21 protein-coding genes, 2 pseudogenes and 2 CRISPR repeat arrays are annotated in these 26,896 nt (G+C 35.5%); of the genes and pseudogenes, 18 read left to right on the plus strand and 5 right to left on the minus strand.

What is annotated here, in order from left to right; translation table 11 throughout:
* The 8 genes and pseudogenes from ACGH47_RS00005 to ACGH47_RS00040 all read left to right on the plus strand — a co-directional run.
* A pseudogene (locus tag ACGH47_RS00005) lies at window positions 1-1,548 on the plus strand (hypothetical protein); the annotation flags it as partial.
* The gene (locus tag ACGH47_RS00010; RefSeq protein WP_220680151.1) at window positions 1,538-1,768 is read left to right on the plus strand and encodes a hypothetical protein; all 231 of its coding nucleotides are present in this window, start codon (window positions 1,538-1,540) and stop codon (window positions 1,766-1,768) included. The pseudogene ACGH47_RS00005 and the gene ACGH47_RS00010, both read left to right, overlap by 11 nt.
* Window positions 1,769-1,774: 6 nt before the next feature.
* Window positions 1,775-2,065 carry a cyclic-phosphate processing receiver domain-containing protein gene (locus ACGH47_RS00015; protein WP_267352119.1) on the plus strand — a complete coding sequence of 97 codons (291 nt, stop codon included), beginning with the start codon at window positions 1,775-1,777 and terminating at the stop codon, window positions 2,063-2,065.
* A gap of 293 nt (window positions 2,066-2,358) precedes the next feature.
* Complete coding sequence (locus ACGH47_RS00020; RefSeq protein ID WP_267380196.1) at window positions 2,359-2,700, plus strand: DUF6717 family protein; 342 nt, start codon at window positions 2,359-2,361, stop codon at window positions 2,698-2,700.
* A gap of 487 nt (window positions 2,701-3,187) precedes the next feature.
* Complete coding sequence (locus ACGH47_RS00025; protein WP_411622292.1) at window positions 3,188-3,469, plus strand: hypothetical protein; 282 nt, start codon at window positions 3,188-3,190, stop codon at window positions 3,467-3,469.
* A gap of 10 nt (window positions 3,470-3,479) precedes the next feature.
* Window positions 3,480-3,842: a hypothetical protein gene (locus ACGH47_RS00030; protein WP_267360336.1), complete on the plus strand. Its 363-nt coding sequence runs from the start codon at window positions 3,480-3,482 to the stop codon at window positions 3,840-3,842.
* A gap of 871 nt (window positions 3,843-4,713) precedes the next feature.
* Window positions 4,714-4,924, plus strand: a pseudogene (locus tag ACGH47_RS00035) (type II toxin-antitoxin system RelE family toxin).
* Window positions 4,908-5,168, plus strand: a complete 261-nt coding sequence (locus tag ACGH47_RS00040; RefSeq protein ID WP_267379425.1) for a helix-turn-helix domain-containing protein — start codon at window positions 4,908-4,910, stop codon at window positions 5,166-5,168. Before ACGH47_RS00035 ends, ACGH47_RS00040 begins: the two are co-directional and overlap by 17 nt.
* Window positions 5,169-5,331: 163 nt before the next feature.
* Here the strand turns inward: ACGH47_RS00040 and ACGH47_RS00045 are convergent, their stop codons facing one another.
* From ACGH47_RS00045 to murB, 4 genes are all read right to left on the minus strand, one after another.
* A complete protein-coding gene (locus ACGH47_RS00045; RefSeq protein WP_065557897.1) occupies window positions 5,332-5,748 on the minus strand; it encodes a hypothetical protein in 417 nt (138 codons plus the stop codon).
* A gap of 111 nt (window positions 5,749-5,859) precedes the next feature.
* Window positions 5,860-6,561: direct repeats of the CRISPR family, unit length 29 nt; unit sequence CGGTTTATCCCTATGTATATAGGGAACAC.
* Between the two features lie 596 nt (window positions 6,562-7,157).
* Window positions 7,158-7,613: a CRISPR direct-repeat array (repeat unit 29 nt).
* Between the two features lie 416 nt (window positions 7,614-8,029).
* The gene (gene birA, locus ACGH47_RS00050) at window positions 8,030-8,983 is read right to left on the minus strand and encodes a bifunctional biotin--[acetyl-CoA-carboxylase] ligase/biotin operon repressor BirA (protein WP_267351116.1); all 954 of its coding nucleotides are present in this window, start codon (window positions 8,981-8,983) and stop codon (window positions 8,030-8,032) included.
* The gene (locus tag ACGH47_RS00055) at window positions 8,958-10,100 is read right to left on the minus strand and encodes an MFS transporter (RefSeq protein ID WP_411622293.1); all 1,143 of its coding nucleotides are present in this window, start codon (window positions 10,098-10,100) and stop codon (window positions 8,958-8,960) included. The genes birA and ACGH47_RS00055 overlap by 26 nt, the downstream gene beginning before the upstream one ends.
* Before the next feature lie 12 nt (window positions 10,101-10,112).
* Window positions 10,113-11,123: a UDP-N-acetylmuramate dehydrogenase gene (murB, locus tag ACGH47_RS00060; protein WP_411622615.1), complete on the minus strand. Its 1,011-nt coding sequence runs from the start codon at window positions 11,121-11,123 to the stop codon at window positions 10,113-10,115.
* Window positions 11,124-11,719: 596 nt separating this feature from the next.
* Here murB and ACGH47_RS00065 point away from each other — a divergent pair.
* The 10 genes from ACGH47_RS00065 to ACGH47_RS00110 all read left to right on the plus strand — a co-directional run bounded on the left by ACGH47_RS00065 (window position 11,720) and on the right by ACGH47_RS00110 (window position 24,750).
* Window positions 11,720-12,949 carry a phosphopentomutase gene (locus ACGH47_RS00065; RefSeq protein WP_267379419.1) on the plus strand — a complete coding sequence of 410 codons (1,230 nt, stop codon included), beginning with the start codon at window positions 11,720-11,722 and terminating at the stop codon, window positions 12,947-12,949.
* Between the two features lie 41 nt (window positions 12,950-12,990).
* Window positions 12,991-13,707, plus strand: a complete 717-nt coding sequence (deoD, locus tag ACGH47_RS00070) for a purine-nucleoside phosphorylase (protein ID WP_294829058.1) — start codon at window positions 12,991-12,993, stop codon at window positions 13,705-13,707.
* A gap of 199 nt (window positions 13,708-13,906) precedes the next feature.
* Window positions 13,907-15,172, plus strand: a complete 1,266-nt coding sequence (locus ACGH47_RS00075; protein WP_267379415.1) for a nucleoside permease — start codon at window positions 13,907-13,909, stop codon at window positions 15,170-15,172.
* Window positions 15,173-15,511: 339 nt separating this feature from the next.
* Window positions 15,512-16,699, plus strand: coding sequence for an adenosine deaminase (gene add, locus ACGH47_RS00080; protein ID WP_267351105.1), 1,188 nt, complete (start codon window positions 15,512-15,514; stop codon window positions 16,697-16,699).
* A 9-nt stretch (window positions 16,700-16,708) separates the two neighbouring features.
* Window positions 16,709-18,685 (plus strand): bifunctional 2',3'-cyclic-nucleotide 2'-phosphodiesterase/3'-nucleotidase, encoded by a 1,977-nt coding sequence (locus ACGH47_RS00085; RefSeq protein WP_411622295.1) that lies wholly within the window; start codon window positions 16,709-16,711, stop codon window positions 18,683-18,685.
* Window positions 18,686-18,714: 29 nt separating this feature from the next.
* Window positions 18,715-19,110 carry a cytidine deaminase gene (locus ACGH47_RS00090; RefSeq protein WP_411622616.1) on the plus strand — a complete coding sequence of 132 codons (396 nt, stop codon included), beginning with the start codon at window positions 18,715-18,717 and terminating at the stop codon, window positions 19,108-19,110.
* Window positions 19,111-19,286: 176 nt separating this feature from the next.
* Window positions 19,287-20,588: a pyrimidine-nucleoside phosphorylase gene (locus ACGH47_RS00095; RefSeq protein ID WP_267351101.1), complete on the plus strand. Its 1,302-nt coding sequence runs from the start codon at window positions 19,287-19,289 to the stop codon at window positions 20,586-20,588.
* A gap of 29 nt (window positions 20,589-20,617) precedes the next feature.
* The gene (gene ushA, locus ACGH47_RS00100) at window positions 20,618-22,303 is read left to right on the plus strand and encodes a bifunctional UDP-sugar hydrolase/5'-nucleotidase UshA (protein ID WP_411622297.1); all 1,686 of its coding nucleotides are present in this window, start codon (window positions 20,618-20,620) and stop codon (window positions 22,301-22,303) included.
* A 55-nt stretch (window positions 22,304-22,358) separates the two neighbouring features.
* On the plus strand, window positions 22,359-23,906 hold the full coding sequence (locus ACGH47_RS00105; RefSeq protein WP_411622298.1) for a YjjI family glycine radical enzyme: 1,548 nt from the start codon (window positions 22,359-22,361) through the stop codon (window positions 23,904-23,906).
* Entirely contained in the window at window positions 23,881-24,750 is an 870-nt protein-coding gene (locus tag ACGH47_RS00110; RefSeq protein ID WP_411622300.1) for a YjjW family glycine radical enzyme activase, read from the plus strand. The genes ACGH47_RS00105 and ACGH47_RS00110 overlap by 26 nt, the downstream gene beginning before the upstream one ends.
* A gap of 230 nt (window positions 24,751-24,980) precedes the next feature.
* Here ACGH47_RS00110 and ACGH47_RS00115 read toward each other — a convergent pair whose 3' ends face one another.
* Complete coding sequence (locus tag ACGH47_RS00115) at window positions 24,981-26,432, minus strand: hypothetical protein (protein WP_411622302.1); 1,452 nt, start codon at window positions 26,430-26,432, stop codon at window positions 24,981-24,983.
* Window positions 26,433-26,896: the final 464 nt, after the last annotated feature.

A 26,896-nucleotide genomic window follows, 5' to 3' on the forward strand; every position in this document is an offset into this window, starting at 1 on the left:
GAGTTTCCCAAAACACAGTTACAAGCATCCGGTTATAACACCGTTCGTTACGATTACAGCGCAGCACAAGATGAAGCGATTGCTCATTGCGTTCAACATCCTGAACAATGTCAACAGCTTTACCCTACACTGGAAAACTTGGGGTTATATTATGGCAATAATCACTATGGTCATGATAACGCCAAAGTCACGCAAGCCTTAACAGAAGCCCTGACAACCGGTCGGGCGTTGTTAATTGAAAAACCGCTCACACTTGATTGTGGATTATTACCGCCTCAAACTAATTTTTTAAGACTACCGAGCAACAAAGCGCCACGTAAATTAACCCCGGCAGAAATACGGGAACGGGAGTTGTTTTTCTTTGATGATGATAACTGGATAGAATTCAGTGTCGAAAACTTACCGAATCACTCTTTTACGTTATTTAATAACAGTAATCAACGAATGATTTATCAGGGTCAACTTGATAGTCGTGGACATGCTTACGTCAATCTTGAGCCGGATATAAAATTAGTGGATGTCATCTTTGACCGCCAAACACAGCACCGAGCCTGGTACCAAGATGTCCCCTTACAGATATTGGGTGGTTTACGAGATGCGGGGCAAAGTACACTCGATTTATTATGGGATAGCACCTTAATTAATCCGATATCGCCGCTATTTTTTGCTCGAATCCATGCAGAAATTATCAGTGATAAACCGATTGGTCAGGCGCCCAATCCTATACAAATGCCTGAGGTATCACCACCACAGACTATCTCAGGCGGGATAACACATGGTGTCAGTCAATTTATTGTCGGGTTTATACCGGCGGTAAGGGCAACCAAATTTATAAAACCCTTGAAAAATGTAGGCTCGTGGGTAAAAGGGATGATAGCAGGTAGTGTCACAGATTTTACGGTATTTAGCCCTCATGAAGAACGCCTGTCAAACTTAGTACAAGAATTTCCCGAACTGGCTAACCCAATAAGCGAATACTTACAAGCCAAGCCAGACGATAGTTTTGCAGAAGGACGATTAAAAAACAGCTTAGAAGGAATAATAGCCGGCGGCTTAGCCGAACCCTTAACCCGTTCACTACGCTTATTAAAATACGCCCGCATCAAAATAACTGGCACTGAAGTCAGAACCAAGGTACATCATAAAATTGAAACAGTTGAAGTAGAAGGGAATTGGTATAATACTGAAAAAGCAACTGATTTTGTCGTTTCATCATTTAAGGAATTAAGTATTGAAGAAATATCAAACATAAATAAATCATATGGAGGAAGTCATACATTAACAGGTGAAATAGAGACAATACTTGCTAATATGTCATATAGAGAAAATTTTTATGACAAAATTGCTGTAGCTATAAGGGATATTGCAGGGCGACATTTATTTAATGATGGTAACAAACGCACTGCACAAACAGTTGTTGAACAATTAGTAAATAAGAATAATATGAATTTGTCACCTGTACAAATTCGAAAAGTAATAGATGATGTAGCAACCGGAAAATTAAGAGAAATTGAAGATATATCGAGGGCTTTAAAATATGAAAAATAATTTTAAATTAGAGTGTTATTGGAAAAATATTGAAGCGATAGCAAAAGATGGAGCATCCGTTATTATTAAGTTGGATGGTCAACGGAGTAAAGATAATTTCTATTCTGTTGTTTTATCAGGAGGCAAGTTAAAAGATGGTTTTTTCAGAAAAGATGGTGCGGAACTTGATTTATTGCTTGAAGAGTTAATAGCATATTATGATTCTTTATCTAATTATTGAATAATTATGAAAATATTTTTAGATGATATTCGAAAGCCTCCAAATGGATGGATTCAAGTATATTGGCCTGATGAAATGATAAATTTATTAAAAACTGGTTTTGTAGAAGAAATTAGTTTAGATCATGATTTAGGGGATGATAAAAGAGGTACTGGTTATGATGTTCTTTTGTGGATAGAGAATGCTATAGTTATGAAAAATTTTGAACCTCCAAAAATAAAAATTCATTCGGCTAATATTTCAGCTCGAAGAAGAATGGAATTAGCTGTAACGAATATTAATAAATTGCGTAGATAATTTATTAATATTCGTAGGTTTAATAATAAAATGATAAATGAAGATTATAAGTTTTCATTAAATTTATTGAAAACATATATTAGTTATCATAATAATAGTATCTATCAATTAAAATTAGATAGTATAGAGAAGTTAATTGATATTAGGAAAGAAGGTATTTCTGATGATGACTTGAAATACGACTCCAATTTTTTAATTATTGGTCACGAAAAGCTACCAATTTGGACTCCTAACTCCAAAATTCTCTTCGCGCTAATGAATATTTTACGAATGTTTCCATTAAGGGAAAATACATGAACTCAATTAATATTATAAAACCATATAAATATCTTGATATGTGGGTCTTTGATGATGAAAAGGTAGGCTTGTTACAAGAGCCTTTTGTTTCTGGCGCAGATACTTTAATTGATAAAGCCACTGAATCAATCCCAAATGCTGAAAAAGGATTTATTTTAATCTTTTCTAAAGATTACTTCCCTGATACCGATCTTTGTTTAGAATGGCGAAGATCTGATAATGCTGGTAACTGGTATTACTCGAAAGAATTTGATATGGAAGGCTGGCTTTGTCCTGCTTTGTTTAAGTATTTTCCTGAAGCCCCCAAAAACTTGTATATCAAAATTAAATCTATCTAGTTAGAAAATCTAATATTACAAATTATCATGAATGTTAATGTCACTAGTGCTTTATAAATCGGCAGAATATAAAAAACCACACAAAATTGTATGTGATTATCTAAAGGAGTAGTTGTAATGCTCACTATTAATCTACTTTGAAAGTGATCATTGACCATACTAAATTCAACCAAATTTTTAGTGCTTTAATTTAGAAGCATTATTATTAGTTGGTTTAGCCGAATCCTTAACCCGTTCACTACGCTTATTAAAATACGCCCGCATCAAAATAACCGGCACTGAAGTCAGAACGAAAGTACATTATAAAATTGAAGCGTTAGAGATTGAATTAGATGAGATTAATTGGAATAATTTTGTTGAAAAGGGAGAGAGAGGATCTTTAACCGGCAAACCAACTGAAATACCACTTTCAAGTACTTCTGAAAATATACGCTCAATTATAAGAGAAAATGAAAGTGCTCAAATTCTTTCAAAGAATGGTTATCATGTGGAACAGAATCCCATTACATCAGGAATAAAAAACCCAGATTACAAAATTAATGGTGAAATATTTGATAACTATGCTCCAAGTTCAAATAATGTTAGGAATATTTGGGCTGGCGTTGAAGATAAAGTGCTTAAGGGGCAAACAAACAATGTAGTTATTAATATATCTGATTCTAAAGTGACGATAGATGCTCTTGAAGAACAGTTTTCTAAATGGGAGATTAAAGGATTGGATAAAATAATTGTTATAGATAAATCAGGAAATATAACTAGAATTAAGTGAGATAAATATTATGGCAATAGATATAACATGCTATACAACATTAGATGCAGAGTTATTAAATAAAAAAATTAGTAAGGTTAAATCAGATTATAAAGATATTTTTGATAAATCATATATTATTTATTTGGCTTCACCAATTTTAGAACGAAAACAATTAGAGTTTATTAGTGATAATCAGAAAAGATATTCTCTAGAAAGTAAGTTATTAATTGCTGAAGAATTTGGTTTAGAAGGTGCTAGATCATATTTTATGGTATCGGTAAATGATAAATCCTTTCCGGAAATGAATACATCAGAAATAGCAGATCTTTTACGCTCAGAGCTAGGAAAAGAAAATATCATTGTATTGCTTAACAATGAGAAATTAATTTAATTTTTTCCCCGATCAATAGATTGGGGACTTTCATCTATTTTTTGATCTCTATCACAAGCTTAATCATTATTTTATTCAGCTCAAAGTTAATGATGAACGTTAGCCCTATATAAAATTAGTGGATGTCATCTTTGACCGACAAACACAGCACCGAGCCTGGTATCAAGATGTCCCCTTACAGATATTGGGTGGGTTACGAGATGCAGGGCAAAGTACACTCGATTTATTATGGGATAGCACCTTAATTAATCCGGTATCTCCGCTATTTTTTGCTCGAGTGCATGCAGAAATTATCAGTGATAAACCGATTGGTCAGGCACCTAATCCTATACAAATGCCTGAGGTATCACCACCACAGACTATCTCAGGCGGGATAACACATGGTGTCAGTCAATTTATTGTCGGGTTTATACCGGCGGTAAGGGCAACCAAATTTATAAAACCCTTGAAAAATGTAGGCTCGTGGGTAAAAGGGATGATAGCAGGCAGTGTCACAGATTTTACGGTATTTAGCCCTCATGAAGAACGCCTGTCAAACTTAGTACAAGAATTTCCCGAACTGGCTAACCCAATAAGCGAATACTTACAAGCCAAGCCAGACGATAGTTTTGCAGAAGGACGATTAAAAAACAGCTTAGAAGGAATAATAGCTGGCGGCTTAGCCGAACCCTTAACCCGTTCATTACGCTTATTAAAATACGCCCGCATCAAAATAACTGGCACTGAAGTCAGAGCGAAAGTACATCATAAAATTGAAGCGGTAGAGGTTGAATTAAAAAAATTAGATTTAAATAATACTGGAAATAATCAGATTATTAATGGATATGAACATCTTGAACTTTCTGATAGACATTTGTTAGATAGACTAAGTATTCCTAAAGCAACAGGTAACTCGCTTTTTACAGGGACAAGAGCTGAAGCATTAGCTGATATGCCTAATTGTGCTAATGTAAAGGCGCTGACTAATCATAAATATCAATACAGATTGCGAGTAGGAAATTATCGAGTTTTTTAATTTTGATGGTGTTATCCTTATTGTTTCTGTTGAAGAGGAGAAAAAGCTCGATGAACGCACGTACTAATATACAATTTATTAATAATGAACTCGGGCAACCTCAATTTGTGGTTATGCCGTATACTCAATATTTAGAGTTATCAAAATCCAAGCAGATTGACACTGAAGCAGGCGTACCAAGTGAGGTGGTAAACATGGTTTTTGATAATAACTATTCACCAGCTCAAGCATGGCGTAAATATTTGAATTTATCCCAAGTTGATGTTGCGAATAGGATTGGCATCAGCCAATCGGCGTATTCTCAATATTAAAAAATCCAAAAGTTAAGGAAATCAACGCGAATTAAAATTGCTGAGGCCCTACAAATTAAGCCTGAGCTACTAGATTTTTAAATAAAACCCTCTTAAAGGGTTTTATTTACTTTCTCCTTTTGAATAACTTTTTATACCATTTTCCTATGGTTGATTAGTCCATTTAAAACGCTGTTCTATAAATACCATATCCACCATTTAAAGAATGAGCAATCCTATATGTTAAAACTTGGTTTTTCTCAACATCCCCTTCAACCTCAACCAGACCACCACCACAAATGTTATTAGCTATCATGCTAAAAACTCTCTTCCCAATCCGAGGATAAATTGTGATTTTTTCAGATGGGTTTAAATCAGCAATTTTAACACCATCAACATAAAGAGAATCGGAACATGCGCTACTTACAAAGCCTTTATCTCTTTTTATAATAACTGTTCCTGAATCTTCTTTTTTTTCAAAAATGTTTTGGTTGTATATTCGCTTTTGAGGAACGTTTACCGCTTCATCATTAGACACCGGTGACGATGAACACCCTACCAACATAAAACCAATTATCCCAAACAATACAATTTTTTTCATACTATCTCCTTGATTTTTGGATAATGGTATGAAATTCATGCTTTTAAATCAACGTTTATTTAGTAGCCCTTCCAGTCACTGCTCATATTGAATTTGAAAGAGGATTGCTACCGGTTTATCCCTATGTGTATAGGGAACACACTCGAATAACATTTTTAATTACCTGTAATCGCGGTTTATCCCTATGTATATAGGGAACACTTTAAAACTCAGATTGTCTGGTAATCTATCGTCGGTTTATCCCTATGTATATAGGGAACACATGATTTTGACGTTTTTTTTATTTAACACAGGAGGTTTATCCCTATGTATATAGGGAACACAAATTATGAATTTGGTTATGATCTGGTTGATACGGTTTATCCCTATGTATATAGGGAACACAATAACCGAAAATAATTCGATTGATGATAATCCGGTTTATCCCTATGTATATAGGGAACACTGATGTACTCTTGTACTGCCCCTTAAAAAACGCGGTTTATCCCTATGTATATAGGGAACACTTTAGTAATAAATTGATATCCGTGCCCACTGACGGTTTATCCCTATGTATATAGGGAACACTCGTATGTTCCAGTTAGGCATTCTTTTAACAACGGTTTATCCCTATGTATATAGGGAACACACCCAGCCCAATATAGCGATCTGGCCGCTTTTCGGTTTATCCCTATGTATATAGGGAACACGATATGGTCATTGTTATGTATAAATAAACAGTACGGTTTATCCCTATGTATATAGGGAACACTTCACGTAAGCTATTGGTCATTTCATTAAAACCGGTTTATCCCTATGTATATAGGGAACACTCTAATTATAACCTATTGTTTATTAATTAAAATAGGGAGGTGTAAAATTCCACCGATTTTTTGTTGTTTTTTTAGGCGATTTAGTTTAATACACATTAGGAATGTAATTTTATAATTATCATATAGTTACTTGCGATCATGGAGTTTTTTTAGCGGAAACTCTTTTTCAATTTTTACTGCGCACCGAGCAATTCTTGAGAATAAGATAACATGTTACTTTTTCGGTAGATGATTTTAACGAACGACTTTATATTGATCTTACCTTTAGCTTCTTGTTTTATTCGGCTTTATGCCGAATGTTATAACCATTAATTCGCAGATTGACGTTATAACAATAGTTAGAAGTTTTATAACAGAAGAAATAATTAGGAGTTTGAACAAAGCGTTAATTTTTAGATCTTTGAAAATAATGGCTATCCCTATGTATTTAAGGAACACAATAATTTTAAAGATAGCCCTATTTGAAGAGAACGATTTATCCCTATGTGCATAGGGAACACGCACATCTAAGAATTTCGGCGTTTAATTCTATTCGGTTTATCCCTACGTGTATATAGGGAACACCGCCTGAGCCTCGCTTAGATTTTCTTTTAGCCACGGTTTATCCCTGTGTATACAGGGAACACGTGTTGCGCGGCGATTTGGGTTGAATAAATTTAGGTTTATCCCTGTGTATACAGGGAACACTTTTAACAGCCTCAAACCCCTAATTAGCGCCGCGGTTTATCCCTGTGTATACAGGGAACACTTTAACCCCTCCATCATTGAAATGAGTGCCTCTGGTTTATCCCTGTGTATACAGGGAACACCCCGACGCGTTGTTTACTCCAGCGCTCGACGGCGGTTTATCCCTGTGTATACAGGGAACACTCTTTTATCAATGGAACACTCAGTTATAAAACCGGTTTATCCCTGTGTATACAGGGAACACATTAATGATTCCCGTTTTTTATTCAACTCGTCCGGTTTATCCCTGTGTATACAGGGAACACCTAATTTAAAATTTGCTGACATAAATTATTCCCGGTTTATCCCTGTGTATACAGGGAACACCCTAATTATAACCTATTGTTTATTAATTAAAATAGCAAAGTTTAAAATTCTACCAACTTTTTTGTTGTTTTTTTATTCAGTTGGGTTTTAGATATTTTAAACACATTAATTTATATTAATCGGTTAGTTAATTAAATTTAACAAGGAGTTGAATGCGCCTATTCTTCTTGTAACTTATTCGTGCACCGACCCATTTCTAGTTACAAGGTCATTTCTCGCTTTTGGGAATGGATTTTAATGAATTGCAGTGAAATGTTTTGCTTTTTGGACTTTGTCACATTCTACTTGTTAACTAACAGGGTACAGCCATTAACTCACTTTGCAGAATTTTTACCAAAAAGTGGAAAGTTAATAAACATGATATTTATTGAATTTTATAAGAATTTATTGTCCCTGTGTATACAGGGAACAATTTGTTACTCATCACTTCGTAATGAGATTTCACCACCTATATATGCTTGGATTTTGCCATTTTGTTCAAGCAGTAAAGCACCTTGATCATTTATACCTTTTGCTACACCTCGAATCACATCATCACCAATGAGTAATTTAACAGGACGATGGATAAAATTATCGAGATGATTCCAATCATCAATAAAAAATGCTAATCCATTTTTTTCAAATTTTTCTAAATTTTCCCGTAATGTTTTTGCAATTTTGGCAACCAATAAATTACGATTGATGTTCCCTAAATTAGCCCATTTTTGATTGACAATATTTGGGTCGGGATTGGTCATGTTTAAATTAACCCCGATACCAATCACAACATGAGCACAATCCCCAGTTTTACCGGCTAATTCGACCAAGATACCTGCTAATTTTTGGTCATTTAGATAGAGATCATTAGGCCATTTTACTTTAATATCTTGACCCGATAATTCACGTAAAGCCTGCGTAACAACAATACCCACAACTAGACTTAGTCCCATTGCTGCTGCAATGCCTTGCTCTAATCGCCAATACATTGAAAAATAGAGATTAGTACCAAAAGGTGAAAACCATTGACGCCCTCGTCTTCCTCGTGCTTTTGACTGAAATTCGGCTATACAGCAATCTCCCGATTTTAAATCGGGTATTTTATCTAGCATGTATTGGTTAGTTGAGTCGATAATTGGTAAAATTTCAACACGACTATCAGCTTGGTAATACTGATCTATCTTGGATTTATTAAATAAGTCCATCGGTATTTTTAAACTATAGCCTTTACCTTGTATCGAGGATAATTCAATTCCCCATTCACGGAGCACTTTAATATATTTGTTTATTCCGGCACGCGTAATACCAAAATCAGACGCTAGCTCTTCGCCGGAATGAAAATTTCCGTCGGCTAGAATTTCAATTAATTTAAGGGGATTTTGATAACTGCGCATTCGCTCCTCGCTTGTAGACTAATAAAATAATAAAATAAAGTGAAATTATAGCAAAACTGATGAATAAATAAGAGTTATTGGTTATATCCATGACATAAGCAATGATCGCCGGCGCAATAAGACTTCCTAACGTATTGGTTAATAACATTGCTTGATTCATTGATACAATATCTTGTTTTCGTACACAAGAACAAGCCCATGCCATGGATATTGGATAAATCGTGTAGATGGTTGTGCCTAATAAAATAATGGCAAACACATCAAATAAGTTAAATACCAATAATAAGCAAGCAACTAACATGATTAAAGATTCAATCAGTAACACCACTCGACGGCCATATTTATCTGCACACCAATTAGCAGGAAGTTGCGCAATAACACCAGACAAAATAAGTAAAATCATCCAATTAGCGACTTGGCTATCGCTATACCCTAAATGTGAATAGTAGACAGGTAATAATGAATATAAAGAACCAATTAACATGCCCGCAATCATACAACCGATAAGCCCTATACGAGAAGGCTTATGTAAAATCATTGGAACAATATTTAAACCGCTTTTCTTTCTTTTTGGTAATTTATAGTGAGTAAGCAAAATAAATAAAATAGCCAATGCCATTAATAGTGTAATAACCAGTCCAAAATAGAGTACTTCTTGCGGAAAATATCTTAACAACGCTTGCCCTAATACTGTACCAATATAGTAAGTTGTTAAATAAACCGCTAACATTTTTCCTCGTGTACGTACTGTTCCGGTGACTAAAATGCAACTTTCAATCACAACCCATGTCACCGCACAAGCCATACCTATCATAAAACGCCATATTGCCCAACTATAAAAATCCATTGAAAAACTTAATCCAATGGTGGCAATAGCGAAAAGTAAACAACTATAGGTATAAGTATAACGAGCATTAAAATGACTAATTAACCAGTTTGCCATGATTGTACCAAGCAAGTTACCAGCAAAATAACTTGACCCTACCAGACCAATTTGCCCTAACGAAAATTGGTCTTTTTCTAACCACAGTGGTACTTGGGTATTTAATACTGATAAAGCGATCGTAACAAAGAGTAAACTTGTTAATAAAATCGGAAATGAATAAGAGTGTTTCATAGTTCAAAATGATTATAAAAAATTATCTACATCAATTTCGCCTGTTGCACCGATAAAGCGGATTTCAGGTGATAGACGTATTGAAAATTTATTTAAAACGGCGTTTCTAACATGACGTGCTAAATCAACTACATCTTGTGCCGTTGCCTTATTGATATTAACTAAAACCAATGCTTGTTGTTGATGAACAGCAGCATCACCAATCTGACAGCCTTTTAAGCCACACTGATCAATTAACCAACCAGCGGCTAATTTAACTTGATTGTTTGATTGTGGATATATTGGCATTGCCGGGTAGATTTCAAGTAGTTTGTCAGCAATAACTTTATCCACCACTGGATTTTTAAAAAAACTGCCACCATTACCAAGTAAGTTAGGATCAGGTAATTTACTGCGACGAATTTCACACACTTTATCAAAAATCATTTTAGGCGTGACAGTTTTAGCATCAAAGTTTTTTAATTCACCATAAGTGAGTACTGGCTGCCACTGTTTAGCTAATTTTATACCGACATAAATTACCGCATATCCTTGAGAATAGTGTTGTTTAAAAATGCTTTCACGGTATCCGTATTGCCCGTCAGTCACGGTGATAATATTACCGGTTGCAAGTTCAAGCAATTCAACATAGTCAGCAACTTTTTGAAATTCAACACCATAAGCACCGATATTTTGAATTGGTGCAGAGCCGATACAGCCCGGTATAAGTGCTAAATTTTCTAGACCGGCAATATTTTGTGTGATCGTTTTTGTAACGATATCATGCCAGTTTTCTCCTGCGCCTATTTTTAACAACCATTCGTTTTCCGTTTCAGTTATGGTAATACCTTTAATGCGGTTAACGATAATTGTGCCTTCAAAATCACAAGTAAAAAGGGTATTACTCCCCTCGCCTATAATCATAATCGGTTGATTAACATTATCATTCCAAACATTTTGTAGTTCCAAAACGCTCGATACCGTGATGACATGTTTAGCAAAAACTTCAAGACCAAAAGTATTCGGGATTTTTTGATTCATTATTCACTACCTTTTTTTTATAATTAACTTCATCCTAAATGGGCAAACTAACGTGTATTAATTAAATTGGTATTTATTTTGTGTTAATGTCTAAAGTTAGCTTTCAGGATTTTATATAACGTCATTCCTTAAATGGGCTATGCTAATATAATGTGAATTAGTTAACATCTTGTTAAATAATTGAGATATTAAATAGTTCATTTTAACACAACACCTTTGAGATTTGATTCATCATAATTAAATTTATCATTTAATTTCTTCAATAATAATTTTCTGCAAATTGCTTAACAAAACATTATTTAATCGCTCTATTAGCGAATATGTCATAATATTTTTTACAAAATCCGTTAATATTAATCAAATAATCAGCTAAAACGATGCTTAAATCTTTTCTGTTTTTTTTTATCATGTATTATAACTAACCTGAAAACCTTTTATTATAAAGGGCTCAAAAAATAGTTTTAATCGTTAAAAAAAATTTTTTGTTACACAATTGACTTTAATAAAGTAAGCAAATGTGTGCTAGATCACAATATTAGCAATCGTTATTTCATAACATGGTTGCCAAGCTTAGTGATATTTGAGATTTAGAGGAAATTATGAAAAGAGTTTTTATTATGATCCTCGATTCCTTTGGAATTGGTGGAGCCGAAGATGCAAAAAAATATGGAGATGAAGGATCGAATACATTAGGTCATATTGCCGAAGCCTGTGCATTAGGTCAAGCCGATAAAGGACGCCAAGGTCCATTAAAATTACCTAATTTAGCTAAGCTAGGCTTAATCGAAGCAGCCTACGAATCGACCGGTTATTATCCCCAAGGAATGCACACAGAAGGTGAAATAATCGGTTCTTATGGCTATGCTAGTGAAATTTCTTCGGGTAAAGATACACCATCAGGACATTGGGAAATAGCTGGCGTTCCTGTACTTTTTGATTGGGGCTACTTTTCCAACACCACCAATAGTTTTCCTCAAGAATTATTAGATAAAATTGTAAAGCGCGCCAACCTATCTGGTTATTTAGGTAACTGCCATTCATCAGGAACTATTATTCTAGATGAGCTAGGTGAAGAACATATGACAAGTGGCAAACCGATATTTTATACTTCAGCCGACTCAGTTTTTCAGATAGCGTGTCATGAAGAAACATTCGGCTTAGATAGATTATATGAAATCTGCGAAATCGCGCGTGATGAACTGAATAAAGGCAATTATAACATTGGGCGTGTGATTGCCAGACCATTTATCGGTAAAAAAGCGGGTGAATTTGTCCGTACTGGTAACCGCCACGATTTAGCCGTTGAACCACCTGCCCCAACCATGATAAAAAAACTGGTTGATGAAAAACAAGGCACTGTCGTATCAATCGGTAAAATAGCCGATATTTATGCACATGTTGGTATTACAAAAAAAGTTAAAGCAACCGGTATTGAAGCCCTTTTCAATGCATCAATTGAAGAGATAAAACAAGCCAAAGATAATACGATTGTATTTACTAACTTTGTTGATTTTGACTCGTCTTATGGTCATCGACGTGATGTTGCCGGTTACGCTGCTGCGCTAGAATATTTTGATTCTCGCTTACCCGAAATGTTAGATCTTATCGAACCGGGTGATCTACTGATTATCAGTGCTGATCATGGATGCGATCCAACTTGGGCTGGCACAGATCATACTCGTGAACATATTCCAGTCATCGTTTACGGTGATAGTGTTCCTGTTGGTTCCTTAGGGCATCGTAAAACCTTTGCTGATATCGGTCAAAGTGTTGCCGATTATTTTGATTTATCACCAATGGAATATGGGCAATCTTTTATCAAAAAATAGGTAACAGAAATTTATTTTTCAAAAACTTTCAGGAGAAATTAATGTCTACCCCACACATTAACGCAATTGAAAATGCTTTTGCAGAAACTGTCTTAATGCCAGGCGATCCATTACGAGCAAAATTTATTGCAGAAACCTTTTTAGAAAATGCACAAGAAGTGACCAATGTAAGAGCGATGTTAGGTTTTACTGGCTATTATAAAGGTCAAAAAGTTTCTGTTATGGGGCATGGAATGGGCATTCCATCTTGTTCTATCTATACAACAGAATTAATAAAATTTTATGGTGTAAAAAATATCATTCGTGTCGGTTCATGTGGTGCGATTAGCCCAAATGTAAACATTGGCGATGTGATTATTGGTATGGGTGCTTGCACGGATTCTAAAGTTAATCGTATTCGTTTTAAGGATCATGATTTTGCAGCTATTGCCGATTTTGATCTAACTTGCCATGCGGTAAATGCAGCTAAAAATTTAGGTGTTAATGTAAAAGTGGGTAACCTCTTTTCAGCTGATCTTTTTTATAGTGTTGAACCCGAACTGTTTGATGTAATGGAAAAATACAACATTTTAGGGGTTGAAATGGAAGCAGCAGGAATTTATGGGGTTGCCGCGGAATATGGTGCCAAAGCATTAGCTATTTGTACGGTATCTGATCATATACGTAAAGGCGAAGCCATGACAGCTGAACAGCGTCAACTTGGTTTTAAAGAAATGATCACCGTTGCGTTAGAATCGGTTTTATTAAACCAAAACTAAAATGGCAGAATGACTGCCATTTTTTTTAATCACTCAAAATTGTTAATGGCTGAACTACATCATCAAAAGTGTTCAGTCAAAAAAAATTTTTTCGGTTTCACGCAATATCGCTGTACAACAGGTTGAAGTTGCAATCAATTTATTGATTATATTTTAGGTAAGAAGTTATGAAAAAGATCGCATTGAATAAGGAATTGAAATGAATACTAAGTTACAACTAAAAGTTATATTTTTTATGCAATTTTTTATTTGGGGATGTTGGTTAATCACCTTCGGTTCTTACATGAATGATGTTTTATCCTTTTCAAGAACAGATATTGGATTAGTGTATGGTTCAATGGGGTTAGCATCGCTATTTATGCCAGGTTTATTAGGTGTAGTTGCAGATAGATGGATCCCTGCTAATCGCTTATACATGCTTTGTCATTTAATTGGTGCAATTACATTATGCATTGCTGCATTAATTACTTCACCCTCTATGATGATGATTGTCATGCTTATTCATTGTTTAGCTTTCATGCCTACCATTGCGATATCAAACTCAATAGCTTATTCATGTATCGAATCTAAAGGGCTTGATGTCATCGCTGAATTTCCCGGCATTCGAATATTTGGCACAATTGGCTTTATTGTTGCCATGTGGTTAGTTAGCTTTTTAAAATTTGATCTTAGTAACATGCAACTATACACAGCGGCAGCCGGTTCAGTCGTATTATGTCTGGTGTCGTTAACACTCCCTTTGATTCCGACATCAAAAAATGCAATCAAAGAAAAATCACTTATCAGTTCGTTAGGATTAGATGCACTTGTCTTATTTAAGCAACCAAGAATGGCAATATTCTTCCTGTTTGCGGTCTTATTAGGTGGAATTTTACAAATTACCAATACTTTTGGTGACCAATTCCTACGAGACTTTAGAAACATTCCGATCTATGAAACGAGTTTAGTTGTGAAATACCCGTCAGTCTTATTGTCGATTTCACAAATATCGGAAGTCATATTTATCTTATTTGTACCTTTCTTTATGAAAAGATTAGGCATCAAATATGTAATGTTGATTAGTATTCTAGCTTGGGTTGCGCGTTTTGGTCTTTTTGCCTATGGCGACCCATCACCAATTGGCTTTGTATTACTGTTACTTTCGATGATAGTTTATGGTTGTGCATTTGATTTCTATAATATTTCTGGCTCCATGTATGTCGAAAAATCGGTATCGCCAAGTATACGTAACAGTGCTCAAGGTCTATTTATGATAATGACTAATGGTATTGGTGCTTATTTAGGTTCGGTGATTAGCGGAATTGTCGCCGAACACTATACGCAAATCATTGATGAAAAACAGATCACAGATTGGCATACCGTATGGCTCATTTTTGCTGGCTATGCGCTGGTGCTGGCTGTCATATTTATGGTCATATTTAAAAATGACACCAATGAACAAAAAACAGCCGAGGCCGTTAATTAATTGTTATTAAGAAGTATCATTCAATCACAGAAGGATAATGATCATTGTCCTTCTGTTTGAATCAAAAACAAGCATATTGATTAAGCTAGCGTTTAAAATTATCCTTTTTAACCTTGAGATGATATGATTAATCAGGGTGATACTGTTTAAAATAAAACGATACCTATCTCACAAAATAAAAATTGGTCACACAAAAAGTATGGAAATAAGATACCTGATCAAGGTAAAATAGATAACAACGCAATTAGCAAAGCTAAAATGCCATTAATCTATCACTATTTGTGTTAAACGACCTAATAGTGGGAGCCGAGAAAGCATATTAAAAAGATAACTTATCAAATGAATAAACCATTGCTTCCTAAAGTGATATTACATGAACATGTTGAAGGTAGTATTACCCCTTTTATGGCTAAAAAGTTAGCTGATAAAAATCATATTACCTTCCCATCTTCGTTATGCTATCAATCGGGTGAATATGATGCTAACGAATATAAAAATGGGCGATATCGTTATGATGAAACTGATTTTGTTCAGTTTATTCAAACCTATGATACTGTCTCAAATTTTGTAAAAACCCCCGAAGATTATTACCTTATTACTTATGATTTTCTTTATCGAAATGCCAAACAGGGGCTAATCTATTGCGAACTCTTTCTTTCTCCTTATCACATTTGCGCAACAGAAGAACAGGGTGAAATAATCTGGGATGAAGAGCGATTTCATCAAACCTTACAGCAAATGGATGCCGCCATAACTGACGTACAAAAAGAATTTAATATTACCGTAAGATATCATGTGATTGGTGTTAGGCACTTAGGGGCGAAAACAGTACATGATACCCTATTATTTATTGAAAAAAACCCTCACCCATTTATTACCGGTTTTAATATTGCCGGTAATGAAAAAGCCGGTCACTTCGATGATTTTCAAACCTCACACCAATTAGCCCAAAAACTCAATTTAAAAAAATCTTATCATGCTGGCGAAATAGAACCCGCAGCAAGCATTATTCAAGCCCTTAAACATGGTGCAGATAGGATTGGGCATGGCATTCGAGCGATTGAAGATCAGGAATTAATCAACGAATTAGTTCGACGCAACATAACATTAGAAGTTGCGTTAACCAGTAACCGCATTTTAGTCAATGAGTTACATGGGGATATCCATCATCACCCAGTAAGACAGCTTTATGATCAGGGTGTACGAATTACCTTAAATACCGATGACGCAGGCATTTTTGGTACTGACATCGAAAAAGAATATTGTTTAGCCCAATCTATCTTTCACTTTACTCGTTTAGAATTGCTCGATATTACACTGTGTGGAATTGATGCGGCGTTTGTTGAAGATTTGCAAAAAGCACGGTTGACGGATTATGTACTATCCTGTTTCACCACCGATGATCAGCTATCATTACAAACAGCAATCAATGAAAATAATTATCACCCAGCCATTATTAAACGATTTATTCATTACCAACATTTATTATTAAAACGGATGAAAAATAGCATTACCGGAAATAAATAGGAGATCCATATGTTAAAAAATAAATTCATTTTCACCTTATTAACCCTATTGATTTCTGGCACGCTCCATGCAGCAACAGTAGATTTAAGAATTATCGAAACAACCGATCTGCATGGCAATATGATGAATTTTGACTATTTTAAAGATCAATCTGTCGATACCTTTGGATTCGCTAAAACCGCCAATTTAATTCATCAAGCTCGCAATGAAGTCAAAAACAGTGTACTGGTTGATAATGGCGATCTAATTCAAGGAAGTCCTATGGCAGATTATACTGTCAATAAAGGGCTTAAAAATGGTGAGACCCACCCTGTCTATAAAGCCATGAACACGTTAAATTATACCGTTGGTAACATAGGTAATCACGAGTTTAACTTTGGTTTAGACTTCCTGCAAAAAAGCCTTGCCGGTGCTAAATTTCCTTATATTAATGCCAATGTCTATGATGCAACGACCGGGCAGCCCTTTTTTAAACAATATATTATTGTCGACACGCCGGTTATTGATCGAGAAGGTAATCAACACACTATTAAAATTGGTTATATAGGATTTGTTCCACCTCAAATTATGCAATGGGATAAATTAAATTTGGATGGAAAAGTCGAAGTTAAAGACATCACAGAAACAGCCAAACAGTTAGTTCCACAAATGAAAAAAGAAGGGGCTAATATCATTATCGCCATTCCGCATTCGGGTGTTTCTGCTGAACCTTATAAAGCATTAGCCGAAAACTCGGTATATTATTTAAGTCAAGTAGAGGGTATTAATGCGATTATGTTTGGTCATTCACATGGCGTGTTTCCAAGCGACGATTTTAAATCATTACCGAATACTAATATTGAAACCGGCAATATAAATCATGTTCCTGCCGTTATGCCCGGACAATGGGGAAGCCATTTGGGCGTTGTTGATTTAGTCCTAAATGGTGACAATTCAAATTGGCAAGTGACTTCAGGTAAATCTCAAGCTCGCCCAATTTATGACGTGAAAACCAAAAAAGCACTGGTTGATGCCGATCAACATATTACTCACGTACTAAAAGAAGATCACCAAGGTACACGTGAATTTGTCGGAAAACCGATTGGGAAAATTGATAGTGATATCACCAGTTATTTGGCTTTAGTTCAAGATACCACGGCATTACAAATTATAAGTGATGCGCAAATAGCATATGTAAAACAATTTATTCAAGGTGACCCAGATCTTGATGGTTTACCGGTTTTATCGGCTATTGCCCCGTTCAAGGCTGGTGGTAGAAAAAACGATCCAACTGCTTTTGTTGATGTAAAAAAAGGCGATCTTACATTTAGAAATGCAGCGGATATCTACTTATACCCTAACCTGTTATCAGTCGTCCAAGTGACCGGCAAAGAGGTCAAAGAGTGGCTTGAATGTTCGGCAGGGGTATATAATCAAATTGATACGAAAGTCACGACACCGCAGTACTTAATAGATTGGGATCATTTCAGAACGTATAATTTCGATACGATTGATGGCGTAAATTACCAAATTGATATTACTCAGCCTGCTCGCTACGATGGCAATTGCCAACTAATCAATGCGCAGTCTGAACGAATTAAAAATTTAACCTATCAACAAAAACCAATTGATCCTAATCAAACCTTCTTGATAGCAACAAATAATTATCGGGCTTATACCGGTGCGTTTCCGGGAACGGGAAGCAAAAATGTTAAATTTAATTCACCCGATGATTTAAGAGTGATTTTATCGGCTTATATCACTAACACCACCCATAAAAATGGGGAGGTAAAGGTGGCAGTCGATAATAACTGGCAAATTGCCCCGATAACCAGTAATACCAAATTAGATATTCGTTTTGAATCATCGCCAACTGAAGAAGCCAAAGCAGTTATCGAAAAACATTCGTTATATCCAGCAAGCTATATTGAAAAAGATAATCTAGGATTTGGGGTTTATCGTCTGGATTTACAATCACCGATGAATGTGCAATCTAAACATCAATAGAACAAGGTATAACTAACAGGATTATCATGATGAAAATTGAAAAACTAATCGAACTGGCTAAAACCGCACGTTCTAACGCTTACGTACCTTATTCTAAATTTCAAGTTGGTGCAGTACTCATTACTGAAGATGACGAGGTCATTTTAGGTTGCAATGTTGAAAATGCATCGTACGGATTGGCTAACTGTGCCGAACGAACCGCTATTTTCAAAGCCGTTTCAGAAGGCAAACGCAAATTTAAAAAATTAGTTGTCATTGGCGATACCCACGAACCTATTTCACCCTGTGGAGCCTGTCGCCAAGTAGTAAGCGAATTTTGCGCTAAAGATATGCCCGTAATTTTGACAAATATGCAAGGAAAAATACAAGAAACAACCGTTGGTGAGCTATTACCTTGGTCATTTTCACCCAGTGATTTAGACTAGAAACATTCTTATAATAAAAAATTATCACTAAAAATGAGTAAAAATGACAATGTCATGTCGTATTAAATTATACAATTTATGCGCAAAAATGTTGACTGATTTAAACGTCGTTTAACATCAAATAAACAGACCAAGGTAATATTAACCTAATATATTGACATTAAGAGAGAAGATTAATGAGATTTGTAGATATTATTGAAAAAAAACGTGATGGTCATCCACTAACAACTGAAGAAATCCAATTTTTTATTACCAATTATACCAATGGCACAATCCCTGATTATCAAGTGAGTGCTCTATTAATGGCTATCTACTATCAAGGCATGACGTCAAAAGAGTGTGCTGATTTAACCACAGCGATGATGCATTCGGGTGATACTGTCGATCTCTCTTCAATTCAAGGTATCAAAGTTGATAAACATTCCACAGGTGGCGTTGGCGATACCACTACCCTTGTGCTTGCCCCATTAGTGGCAGCCGTTGGTGTACCGGTTGCTAAAATGTCCGGGCGAGGACTTGGTTACACAGGGGGTACCAATGACAAATTTGAGTCAATCCCTGGATTTAAAATGGAATTAGATAAGCAAGAATTTATTGATCAAGTCAATCAAAAAGGTGTGTCAGTTATTGGACAATCGGGTAATTTAACGCCTGCTGATAAAAAACTTTATTCACTTCGTGATGTTACCGGTACGGTCAATTCAATTCCACTTATTGCTAGTTCGATTATGAGCAAAAAGTTAGCTGCAGGTGCCGATGCAATTGTTTTAGATGTGAAAACCGGTGATGGCGCACTGATGCGAGAAATGGCAGATTCAGAAAAATTAGCTTATGAAATGGTCAAGATCGGCAATCAAATTGGACGAAGAACCATGGCGATAATTTCGGATATGTCACAACCGCTTGGATTTGCAATTGGTAATGCGCTAGAAGTAAAGGAAGCCATTGATACCTTAAAAGGTCAAGGTCCTTCAGATTTAACAGAATTAGTACTGACATTGGGCAGCCAAATGGTAGTGTTAGCGAATAAAGCGAAAACGCTTGATGAAGCACGAGTAAAACTTCAAGAGGCAATAAACAATGGCAAAGCGATTGAAAAATTCAAAACCTTAATTGAAGCGCAAGGTGGTGATAGCTCAGTGGTTGATCACCCTGAAAAATTAGCAAGTGCCCCTTACCAAATCGCCTTACCAGCACTTAAATCGGGTTATGTTTCTCGTATTGTTGCCGATCAAATCGGAATCGCAGCGATGCAATTAGGTGCAGGACGTGCAACGAAGGACGATATCATCGATCCTGCGGTAGGTATTGTGTTACATAAAAAAGTCGGCGATAAAGTGGAACAAGGCGAAGCTTTACTTACCATCCACGCTAGCACTGACAAACTAGATGCGATCAAACAAAAACTGTATGACAATATCACTATTAGTGATAATGCGCACGTGCCAACATTAATTTATAAGGTCATTACGGAGTAGTGATTGTCTATAAGGAATTAGGAGACACCATGTATTATTTAAATATAACTAAAAAACTATCACTAGTCCTTGCTTTGGGACTATTTTCGGCCAATTCAATAGCAGATGCTATAACGCAACAGCCAATAGCCCATTCTTGGAAAGAGAATCAACCCTATCAATTCACCATTTTACATACAAACGATCATCATGGTCGTTTTTGGCAAAATGAAATTGGTGAATATGGGCTTGCCGCTCAAAAAACGGTGGTAGATGACATCAGAAGAGAAGTTACCGCCAAAGGTGGAACATTATTACTTTTGTCAGGTGGTGATATTAATACAGGTGTGCCCGAATCTGATGTACTTCAAGCTAAACCGGATTTTATTGGCATGAACGAAATAGGCTATGATGCTATGGCTGTTGGTAATCATGAATTTGATCATCCGTTATCTATCATTCGTGAACAGCAACAATTGGCACATTTTCCTTTTTTGTCTGCTAATACTTACTTCAAAGGCACGGATAATCGTGTCTTTGATGCCTATAAAATGTTTGACTTAAATGGTATCCGAGTTGCCGTTTTTGGTCTTACCACTGATGATACCATTTATCTCGCTTCACCCATGAATACGCAAGGTGTTGAGTTTCGCCAAACATTACCTGAAGCACAAAAAGTGATTGCTCAAATTCAACAAAACGAACACCCAGATATGATTATCGCCGTGACCCATATGGGACACTACGAAAATGGTGAACACGGTTCAATGGCGCCGGGTGATGTAGAATTAGCCCGAGGCTTAAAATCGGGCGAATTAAATATGATTGTAGGCGGACATTCTCAAAATCCGGTTTGTATGGCAAGTGCAAATAAACGAGTCACTGAATATGTTCCTGGTACACCCTGCGCACCTGATCAACAAAATGGGACTTGGATAGTACAGGCTCACGAATGGGGAAAATACGTAGGTAGAGCAGATTTTGAATTTCTAAATGGAAAATTGACACTTAAAAATTATCAATTAATTCCTATTAACCTTAAAAAAGAAGTGGATAATGGCAACGACACTAAACGCCTTGAGTTTTACACCACTGAGATCCCTCAAGATCCACAACTATTGCAAATATTGCAACCTTATCAAGAACAAGGCAGAAAAAAACTGTCAATTAAAAGCGGCGAATTGGTCGGTCGACTTGAAGGCGATCGCCATATTGTCCGATATCAGCAAAGTAATTTAGGACAATTATTACTCAGTGCTTTTATTGAAAAGACAGGTGCAGACTTGGGTATCTTATCGGGTGGGATGATTCGAGATTCATTGATTGAAGGCGATATTGCTTATCGAGATATTCTTAAAGTTGAACCTTTTGGCAATAGTGTGGTTTATGTCGAGTTAACCGGACGTGAATTGATTGACTACCTTAACGTTGCATTGAGCAAAAAGCAAGGATCAGGTGGCTTTACTCATCTAAGAAATATTATCTTAACGCGCTCAGGTGAAAATATTGAAAATGTCAAAATCAATCAACAACCCATTGACTTACAAAAGAAGTATCGTCTGGTGACATTGGATTTTTTAGCGATGGGCGGAGACGGCTATCCGATAATCAACACATTACCTACTTATGTGGATACTGGTTATCGTGATGCGGATGTTGTAAAACAGTATTTTGAAACTCATTCGCCAATTAATGCTGCTGATTATGAACCAATACGCATGATTATCGAAAAATAATCATTAGGTTCACCATTTAAATTAAATAAATTTGCTTTTTAGTATCGAGGTTAATATGCACATGACAGAGTTCCAAAGCAGTTGTTATCAAATCGTCACCGATCCTAATTTATCACCCAAACAGAAAGCCAACTTATTGGCATTAGCGGCAGAAAATAATCTGCCTTATGTTGAGCTTGATAATGAAACCCGAAAAGCGTTAGACGAAAATGTTATTTGTGATATGTTTGAGGGTCATGCGCCTTATAAGCCTCGATATGTATTACCTGATTATGCTAAATTTCTTAAACAAGGCTCTGAGTGGTTAGAACTTGACCCCGCCAAAACGTTTGATGATGCCTTAAATATGCTGACTATTGCTTATCATCATGTACCATCCGTTACCGGCATGCCTGTTTATCTGGGTTGTTTAGATCAAATATTGTTACCCTATGTTGGGGATCTCACTGAAGATGAACTTTATCAACGATTAAGACATTTTTGGATAATGTTAGATCGTAATTTACCTGATGCTTTTATGCATGCCAACATTGGACCAACTGATAATATTATTTGTCGTCTGATTTTACGTGTGGACAAAGAACTCAAACAAGTTGCACCAAATTTAACCTTTATCTATGATGAAAACATCACACCTGAAGCGTTACTATCCGTTGCAATAGGCAATATTTGCGAAACGGCTAAACCTCATATCGCCAATAATCAGATGATTCAAAAAGATTTTGATGAAAAAGGCTATGGCGTTGTCAGCTGTTATAACTCCTTACCTATCGCTGGCGGTGGCAGTACCCTCTCAAGAATCAACTTAAAAGAAGTGGCAAAACGCAGCCAACATATTGATGATTTTCTGCAAAATACGCTACCCTATTACTGCCAACTACAATTAAATTTAATCAAAGCCCGTTCAGCCTTTTTGTACGAAAAGTCAAACTTCTTTCAAAATAGTTTTTTAGTAAAAGAAGGATTAATTGATGCCAACCGATTTGCACCCATGTTTGGTATTTATGCTATGGCTGAAGCGATTAATATACTACAAGAAAAATCGAACTTAGCGGGTCGCTATGGTGTCGATGAAGATGCTAATGAACTGGCTACCACCATTTCTAAACAATTAGCCGACTTTATTAATCATCATAAAATTAACCATGCTTGGCAAGGTAAAGCTATGTTACATGCTCAATCTGGCATCAGTACGGATAGAGGCACTACACCGGGCTTACGAATTCCTTATGGTCACGAGCCGGATCCTGTTACCCATATTATGGCACTGTTTAAACATCACCATTATTATACATCAGGCATTAGTGATATTTTAACGATTGATGAAACCATTAAAAATAATCCTTCCGCTTTACTGCAAATTTGTAAAGCGGCATTTCAATTTGGCTTCCGAGAGTTTACCGCCAATATTAGTGGTAATGATCTGGTACGAGTAACGGGCTACATGGTGAGATTATCAGATATCAAAAAATATAAAGAAGAAGGTTCACGGATTAATACCACATTTTTAGGTAGTGAAGCCGCACAAGATACTGTTAATAATAGCTATTTATGCCGTACACCACGGGTGATCAGTCATGAACAAGTCATGGGCAATCGTTAATAAACTTTTACCCTTTTCTTGCGTTGATGGGCCTGGAAATCGATTAGTTATATTTTTACAAGGCTGTAATTTTAAATGCTTAAATTGCCACAATCCTTATACCATTTCACTATGTCAGGATTGTGGTGACTGTGTCGCCACATGTCCACATCAGGCGTTAACGTTTAGTCATCATCAAGTTATTTGGCAGACATCAACTTGCCAGCAATGTGATACTTGCCTTCAGACTTGCCAATATCACTCAACACCAATGACTTACCGATATAGTGTTGAGGATATATTAAACATCATTCGCAAATACCTTCCCTTTTTAAATGGTATTACGCTCAGTGGCGGGGAAGCGACCATTCAATTACCTTTTATTGAAAAACTGTTTCATGCCATTAAACATGCCGATGACTTAAAACATTTAACCTGTTTTATTGATAGCAATGGTTATTTATCTCAAACGGGTTGGCAAAAAGTAGTGAATGTCATGGATGGTGCGATGATTGATCTTAAAGCTTGGGATACCCAAGTTCACAAAAAGTTAACCGGCAGAGATAATCATCGAGTCATAAAAACAATAGAATATCTTTCCAAGATCCATAAATTACATGAAGTCAGATTCTTGATCATCCCAACTCATACGGATCTTCAAAATAAGGCAGAACAAATCGCGCACTTTTTATTGGCGTTGGATCCGAGTATCAGAGTGAGAATCAATGCTTTTCACCACCATGGAGTGCAAGGAATAGCCAAAACATGGGAACCAGCATCAAAACAACATGTCGAAAATTTTGCTACTGAGTTAAAACAATTTGGGCTGAAAAATATTATTTTGCCCACTGTTTACTTATCATGATAATTAAATAGTTTTGATTAATGTGAAAATAGCCAGAATATCTGAATCGTGACGAGTTAATTAAAAGACCGATATAATGATCATTATCTTTATGATTGTCAAATTTTTACAATAAAAATGAGCAGGTTTTTCAATCTGCTCATTTAGTGGAAACCCAAAATTAAATTTAAAGATATTATCTTATTACTTTAACTGCGCTTTTTGAAAAAGCAGATAATTTTATATATTCTCTAATATTTAACACATAAGGTATATGCTATATCTGGTTCAACAATAACGTTACCTTCTACAATCCCTACACTGTAGTATCGATTATTTCCATATATATCTTTTACTGATGATTGTTCACTGGTGAAATAGAAATCATAATAGATGAAATTTTTCAAATTTGACAAACCATTTAACATATCTCGACCAATAATATCTAAAGGTGCATAGAAGTAAACTTTACCCCATTCTGGTGTTAATCCTTCACCAATTGCTCTTTTGTACCCATTATCTTTTACATAATAGTTATCATTAGTGGTTGGCGTGTAAGCTAAAGACGAGTTTGTAATCTCAGCTCGTGTTGGCAATCTATCATTATTGTTTTGACATAATCTATTTGAATTTTGCCAATTACCCGGAAGGTTATTTAAGAAATATAACCAATGTTTTATAGAAAAAGTATAATAAAACTGTGCTAGCGTTCGATTATTCGTCACTAATATGACAAATTTATCACCTTGACCAGGTACATTGTCAGTAAATTTAAATTCACTTTTAGAATCAGCATTTGAATCACGAGCAGTATTAACTAATGAATTATTTGGATTTTTGACCAAGGTGTAACTATAATCAGATATTGGATTGACAGGTACAATTCTGAAACGAGCTTCCGGAAAAGCATAAGTTGGGAAATAATTACCATTTTGATCTTTTGCTGTGGCCTTAAAGCCTTGATGAATAGTAAATTGATCGCTGTTATAAGAAGGATTAACATCTATTGTATCAGCACCATAAGGCGCATAGTTCCCACCTTCATCCCAACCATTATGAGTAATCAAAGCCAGTACACCGGGTCTGATAAAACAGATACCGTCATCAGCACTTACTTCAAATGTTTTTGATACTTCTCTTGGTTCTGAAGTATCAGGCTCACCGTACTGAGTTTTAGCAATAAATTGAATCGTCACTTTTACCGATGATTTTGCATTAGCCGTAGATGAATTACACACATCACTACCCAAAAATGCTGTAGAATCAGAAGGAATAACATTATTGTTCTGGTCTCGCCATTCAGCATTAATCGATTGAATGATAAAACTATCGCTAGTAGCTAATTTATCACCATCCACATCATTGATATCACTTTCATTTAAACTTGAAGTATCAACAGCAAATGAATACAGACTAGGTGAAGTATTGTAGGCAACAGAAATCTTACTGGCAGGCCCCGGCGAAACAATTGCCGGATCAAGACCATCAATGTTTAATTTGAATTGAATTCCGTTTAAGACTTTGGTGTCAGCAGTTTCAAGAATATCTGGTGGATTACCGTGAATATATTCCACAGTGGTTGTAGAAACAGATAATCCTGCTAAAGCAATGCGACAAAAAAGCCCAAAAATAGCAATAACGGCAATATTCAATATAAATTGCATCAAATAAAGTTTTTTGAAAACAAACATATCACTATTCATGCTAATTCCTCTACCCATAAGCTTGTCTATAAGTTGAAACAAAGTTATTGATTTGAAGTTTTAGTGAACGACAAATTTATCAAAACGTTGATAAAATTGTTACCGATTACATTTTAAATTTATAAAAAAACAGCATACACGCTAAAAACTATTCGAAAGTTGTTAATTGCATCCATGTAAAGGTCTATTTTATTGAATAAATTGGTAACAATGGACTATATCGTTCTAAAAAACAGTGCAATATTCTAGTATTGTTAACTATTCTTTTTAAGAATATTAAATTAAGGAGTGCTATATAGTAGATCAGGTTAAAACAGTTTAATTACACTAACCATTTGATTAATTACAGATAACTAATTGTGCAAGACTACAAATAACTGAATCAATTGTGTATAGTATATAATAATATGAGTAATATGGAATAACTAAATATTGATTTATCATTATTTAATGGCTTTCAGATG

The organism is Gilliamella sp. CG16 (assembly GCF_046635785.1).
GTDB classification, from domain to species: domain Bacteria; phylum Pseudomonadota; class Gammaproteobacteria; order Enterobacterales; family Orbaceae; genus Gilliamella; species Gilliamella apicola_I.

Excerpts from the sequence above, each read along its gene's own strand:
- ACGH47_RS00110 (WP_411622300.1), top strand. The coding sequence starts at position 23,881 with ATGAACAAGTCATGGGCAATCGTTAATAAACTTTTACCCTTTTCTTGC.
- ACGH47_RS00115 (WP_411622302.1), bottom strand. The coding sequence starts at position 26,432 with ATGAATAGTGATATGTTTGTTTTCAAAAAACTTTATTTGATGCAATTT.
- ACGH47_RS00090 (WP_411622616.1), top strand. The coding sequence starts at position 18,715 with ATGAAAATTGAAAAACTAATCGAACTGGCTAAAACCGCACGTTCTAAC.
- ACGH47_RS00030 (WP_267360336.1), top strand. The coding sequence starts at position 3,480 with ATGGCAATAGATATAACATGCTATACAACATTAGATGCAGAGTTATTA.
- ACGH47_RS00055 (WP_411622293.1), bottom strand. The coding sequence starts at position 10,100 with ATGAAACACTCTTATTCATTTCCGATTTTATTAACAAGTTTACTCTTT.
- ACGH47_RS00020 (WP_267380196.1), top strand. The coding sequence starts at position 2,359 with ATGAACTCAATTAATATTATAAAACCATATAAATATCTTGATATGTGG.
- deoD (WP_294829058.1), top strand. The coding sequence starts at position 12,991 with ATGTCTACCCCACACATTAACGCAATTGAAAATGCTTTTGCAGAAACT.
- birA (WP_267351116.1), bottom strand. The coding sequence starts at position 8,983 with ATGCGCAGTTATCAAAATCCCCTTAAATTAATTGAAATTCTAGCCGAC.
- ACGH47_RS00105 (WP_411622298.1), top strand. The coding sequence starts at position 22,359 with ATGCACATGACAGAGTTCCAAAGCAGTTGTTATCAAATCGTCACCGAT.
- ACGH47_RS00015 (WP_267352119.1), top strand. The coding sequence starts at position 1,775 with ATGAAAATATTTTTAGATGATATTCGAAAGCCTCCAAATGGATGGATT.
- ACGH47_RS00075 (WP_267379415.1), top strand. The coding sequence starts at position 13,907 with ATGAATACTAAGTTACAACTAAAAGTTATATTTTTTATGCAATTTTTT.
- ACGH47_RS00010 (WP_220680151.1), top strand. The coding sequence starts at position 1,538 with ATGAAAAATAATTTTAAATTAGAGTGTTATTGGAAAAATATTGAAGCG.
- ACGH47_RS00045 (WP_065557897.1), bottom strand. The coding sequence starts at position 5,748 with ATGAAAAAAATTGTATTGTTTGGGATAATTGGTTTTATGTTGGTAGGG.
- ACGH47_RS00095 (WP_267351101.1), top strand. The coding sequence starts at position 19,287 with ATGAGATTTGTAGATATTATTGAAAAAAAACGTGATGGTCATCCACTA.
- add (WP_267351105.1), top strand. The coding sequence starts at position 15,512 with ATGAATAAACCATTGCTTCCTAAAGTGATATTACATGAACATGTTGAA.
- ACGH47_RS00065 (WP_267379419.1), top strand. The coding sequence starts at position 11,720 with ATGAAAAGAGTTTTTATTATGATCCTCGATTCCTTTGGAATTGGTGGA.
- ACGH47_RS00085 (WP_411622295.1), top strand. The coding sequence starts at position 16,709 with ATGTTAAAAAATAAATTCATTTTCACCTTATTAACCCTATTGATTTCT.
- ushA (WP_411622297.1), top strand. The coding sequence starts at position 20,618 with ATGTATTATTTAAATATAACTAAAAAACTATCACTAGTCCTTGCTTTG.
- ACGH47_RS00040 (WP_267379425.1), top strand. The coding sequence starts at position 4,908 with ATGAACGCACGTACTAATATACAATTTATTAATAATGAACTCGGGCAA.